This window comes from Rhodococcus sp. TAF43 (assembly GCF_052113525.1).
In the GTDB taxonomy this organism is placed as follows: Bacteria; Actinomycetota; Actinomycetes; order Mycobacteriales; family Mycobacteriaceae; genus Prescottella.
This window is the reverse complement of the sequence record NZ_JBFRDL010000100.1, coordinates 1-5,039: the sequence shown is the minus strand read 5'-3', so window position 1 is coordinate 5,039 and position 5,039 is coordinate 1. Positions and strand designations below refer to the sequence as shown.

The 5,039-nt window shown below is 62.4% G+C and carries 2 protein-coding genes; both read left to right on the top strand.

The window, feature by feature from the left end; all coding sequences use genetic code 11:
* Nucleotides 1-462: 462 nt before the first annotated feature.
* Nucleotides 463-3,528, top strand: a complete 3,066-nt coding sequence (locus tag AB4Z09_RS28795; RefSeq protein WP_442241357.1) for an NACHT domain-containing protein — start codon at nucleotides 463-465, stop codon at nucleotides 3,526-3,528.
* A gap of 421 nt (nucleotides 3,529-3,949) precedes the next feature.
* The coding region (locus AB4Z09_RS28790) for a hypothetical protein (protein WP_442241356.1) at nucleotides 3,950-5,039 on the top strand (1,090 nt) is incomplete at its 3' end.

Here is a 5,039-nt window from a genome sequence, read left to right as displayed (position 1 = left end):
CCGTCACCACCGCGAGGCCCACCATAAGGAACGAGAGACGGGGGCGCGCTACGCGCGCCACACCACGGCCCGTCACGCTGCTCTCAACCCGTCCCGAAATCRTGCCCCCATCATATCCCACGACACCCCACCCACGAAAACCGAAACGACACCCGAAACACCGAAACACCCACTCCCCCAAACAAACACGAGCACACACCCAACACCACACGCGCAAACACCACCGAACCCACACCACACCAACCAGATCCACAACAGTTATTGCGCCACAACACAATTCAAAACCCGCCCTCCGTCGAACCCCAACACCCCCCACACACCACCTCCACACCAAGCCCCAACACACCCCACTTCTTCAACCTGGAAGCACCAGTGTCGGGGTCTCCAGGTTGAATAGAAGGGGAGTATTCGAGTTCCCGACGGCAGCACCGGTACCTTCGGGTTGGAATAGAGGACTACGTATTGGTCACCAACGTGGCGAGTACCGCCAAACCCGAAACCGGTACCTTCGACCAGTTGGACAAGAAGCTGAAGTCACACGCGAAGAACCTTGGCTACGAACAGATGACCTGCATCTGGCGCGAAGCCCTTAACCCGTGGGTTGACAATGCTCCAGACTCGACTAAGTGGGCCTACGCCGACATGCTCGCCGGATGGGATCTCATCCGGTTCCTAGTCGCTGAGCAAGTCGGCGCTACCAAGAACCAAGCAGAACGCAAGCTGATCCGACAGGTCGCCGCGGCGCAGTGGGACGATGACCAAAGGGTGAAGTTCAGCCAGGCTGACGTAGATCGGGAGAGGGTGGTCGACCTCTTCGTCGACATCACCGCTGACCTTGTCCACTCCCCGACGAGTACCAAGCTGCAATCGCGCACGTCGCGCCCTCTCGGTGGGGTGGCCTCTTACCTGCTACAGACGCCGGCACCCTTCACCTTGGTGCGTGGCGCTCCTGGACAGGGCAAGTCGACCCTCAGCCAGTTCGTTTGCCAGGTGCACCGCAGCGCATTCAAACCAGAATCTGAGCGACCCAAAGCCCTGCCGGAGCTGGAGAATCCTCGATTCCCGATTAGGTTGGACCTGAGCGACTACGCGCTATGGCTCGCCGGCAACGACGTGTGGGACCACTCCGATGACCGCAAATCGACGAAGGTGAAGGCACGTAAAGGCGAGCAGGCAACCATCGAATGCTTCCTCGCCGACCTGATGACGTATGAGAGCGGCGGCATCACCACCACTGCCGCGATGGTGCAAGACATCTTCGAGCGAGTTCCCAGCCTCGTCGTACTCGACGGACTCGACGAAGTCGGCAGCGCCAGCATCCGACGCCGCGTCGTCAACGAGATCAACGCGTTTGCCAGCCGAGGGAAGACCTACACCGAACCGCTCAAGGTCATCGTTACCACGCGACCTAGCGCGGGTGAACTGCCGGAGCCGGAGCCGGACAAGTTCCAGATCATCACACTCAATCAGCTCACAGGTGATCAGCGCGCGGACTACCTGCGCAAATGGTGCGCCGTCCGGGGCATCAAGAGTAGGGACGGCCGCACGCTGCGGAAGAGCTTCCAGGAGAAAAGCCGTGAACCGTATATCCACGAACTCGCCGGCAACCCGATGCAGCTGACGATCCTGCTGGACCTCCTCCACCAGCAAGGAGCGGCCACCCCCACCCAACGAACCGACCTCTACGACAAGTACGTCGAGCTACTCCTCGCGCGAGAGGCAAACAAGCACCCCAAGGCCGTTCGCGACCACAAGGAGGAACTCCTTGAGATCATCCCGTTCCTCGGCTGGTACCTCCATGCCCACACCGAAGAATCGCAGATCAACGGACGCATGAGCATCCACGAGTTGAAGGCGGCGATGCTCCACTTTCAGCGCACCTACGGCAACCGTGAGTCAATCGTCGATCAACTATTCGAGGGCGCGAGCGACCGTCTGTGGGCCCTGACCAGCAAGGTTGACGGCACCTACGAGTTCGAAGTTCTCTCGCTGCGTGAGTACTTCGCCGCGCGGTTCCTGTATCAGAACGCTGGCGAGGACAACGCCGACTTCGACAGCGCAACGGTGCTCCGCGAACTCCTGCGCCGCCCATACTGGCTCAACACCGCGAGGTTCTACGGGGGAAACGCAAAGGGCAACGGCGTCTACACGCTGACCGCCGGCATCGAACAGGAACTGGCGCAGAACTCGTCTCCTGCGTCCTACCTCGCTGCGTGGGCACTGCTCACAGACGGTGTATTCCTGCGCCGCCCGCGCGAAGCCCGCAAGGTGCTGACCGCACTCTGCTCAGACACCGGAACCGCGATGCTGTTGTCCGCACTCGATCGCCGGGACATCGTGGCGCTCCCCGGACTCCCCGCCCTCCCCGAAGAGGACGGCGACGATCCGACCTGGCTGCGACTGACAGCACTGATCAGCAAGAACCCGAGCGATGCCGCGAACCTGCAGCGAGTTCGCGTACTGCGGGAACTGCTCAGCCAGCGCAGCGCGTTCGCGACATGGTGGTACCAACAGCTCACCGGAGCGATCGGCACAGCCCAGCAGAACGCGTGGCTCGCGATCGGGGCCTGTTGCGAGGCCGGTGCCGGGATCACCGTGACGTTCGAGGACATGGACCTGTCCGACGGCGCCGCCGAACTCTTCCTCAGCACAGGTCTCGCCGCAGAGTCCGGTAGCACGTTCGAGGCGGCGCTGCTGACCGCGGTGCTGAACGGGGAGTGTCCCAGCGTCACGTCGACCTACTCCATGCCAGCGCAAGTCGCTGTCACTCTCGCGCCCGGAGAATTCCTGACCAGCTCCAAGACCGGGTTTCTCTCCGGTGACGACAGCGCGAAACGCCGTAGATCCGAGGCGATCAACCAGCTGAGGAAATCCCGTTCGCCATGGGAGCACATCGCCAAGGAACGTGCGTTCAGGTCCGGCTACAAGGGCAGCACCTTCCCGTGGGCGAACACCGCCGCAGCGGTACATGAGCACGCCGGTCGTTGCTGGATCGCCTCGGAAATCGCGATCATCGGCGCTGCCTCACCGTTCGGAATTTCATACAAAAAGTGCGCCGAGGCGACGGCGTTCGGAACCGCGGGCCACCCCACCGAGCTCCTTGCTCAGACCCACGCGCACTCCCGCGATGCCGACTGGTGGCGCAAGCAACAGGAGGCTATCGACAACGACGACCTCAGCCGAGCAGAGTGGGCACTGGCGCTGTGGTCCGTCGCGTCGGGACCTGTTGTATCCGAACTGCTCCCCGAACTCACAGAGGTTCTCGGGGAGCTCTCTGAAGGGCGACGGCGTACAGTCTTGCGCGCCGCGGAGCAGATCGCTCGCTTCGGCTGGCTGGGCAAGCGCCCGGTCACCGGCGACACCACAGACGCCGAGCTGGACGCGCTCAATCGACTCCGAGCACCCGCACCAGCGACCGAGCCAGAAGACAGGTCCGGGTCGGGCGATCAGACGACACTGCCTGCACTTCTCAGCATCGCCCGCGCCGAGCGATGGCTCAAGGTCGACACCGCTGCGACCTACCGATAGACCGACGCGTGACGGGGAGGGGCGGCGTCGGCGTGTCTCGGCGGTGCAACAGCCCGGGGACACCTGAACGCTTACGTCCACCAGGTTCGTGTACGAGCCGGTCTGACTGAGGAAGTCGGCACCGGTCAGATCAACAACCAGGGTCGGCGGATGGTGGTCGACACCGCCCCGACACCGGCAGCGAAGCGCCGACATCTCGTCGACGGCACCGAGCACCGAGCACGTCTCGGCGTCCTGCCCTCAACGTTTCCCACGCCACGCTCAAGGTGTCCGCCAGGTAGTGCAGGTCAGCCACCACCCGCGCGCAGTCAACACCGTCATACCCGCATCCTTCACACACTCCGCCCTCTCGTCCTGCGACGACGGCTTCGTGTCCGTCTCCGCCGCAATAATCAAAGCTCAGGAACGAAGAGGAGTGGGTATGTCTACCGGGACCGGAACTATCGACTGGTCGAAGCTCAGCCGTGAACAGTTCGAACGCATCGTCGAGGTACTACTACGCCGCAAGTGGGAGGGCGCCGGCGCAACCGTTATCTGTCCCGATGGACGCGGCGGTGACGGGGGAATAGACGTCGAAGTCCAGCACTCCGACGGGCACAGAAGCATCTATCAAATCAAGCACTTCCCCGACGGATTCAGCGGCAACCTCAAAAGCACCCGCCAACGTCAGATCGCCGGATCATTCGTGACCGCGATGAAGCTTCTGCCGCCCCCATCCGAGTGGTTCCTGGTAGTGCCAGCCAAACTGACCAAGGGAGAACGCCAGTTCGTCCTTGCACTCGAAGCCCACCGCACCCTGTCGAAGGAGGGCATCGCCCCACCAACAGTCAACATCGTCGGAATAACCGAACTGGACGACCTTGTCGTCGACGATCCGGGTGTCTATCGATACCTCGCTCGCAACCTCCTAAGAGGTGACGTCGAAGCATACGGACTCGAAAGGGCAACATTGACCGGTGAAGCTGGCCAGCTTCACCAGCGGCTCGCTGATCTCGGTGATCTCACCGACTCGACAGACCTGCACTGGGGCTACGACTTCGCCCGACGTGGTGACTGCACCACGGTGACCGTCCGGCCCCAGCACCCTTCCGCCGCAGCCCTTTCCCCCATCACCACTTCACTCAATCTAGGATTCCGTCCCGAGCACGAGTCCATTCGCAGGCAGTTCGAGCGCAGCATGCGTTTCGGCGCGTCGGGTGATGTTTTACTTCCCCGCGACGTGGTGAAGCAGGTCACTATCGATGGCCCCGAGCTGATCCGCGGAACCCACACCAAGACCGAGATCATCCTCAAAGCGCTGGGGCGCCCCGCAGCCGTTGGAACCCCCCTGACGATTCAGTTCCACGACACCGAGGGAACCTTGCATGCTGTCCATAAGGGCACAGTGACCTACGCAGACAGCGGAACCGACGGGTTCGCGCTTCGCGCCGAGTTCTACGGACACCTCACATGCGAGTTCCTCACCCCCAGCGACTCAACGCAGAAGGGAAACAGCGACATCTCCTACACGC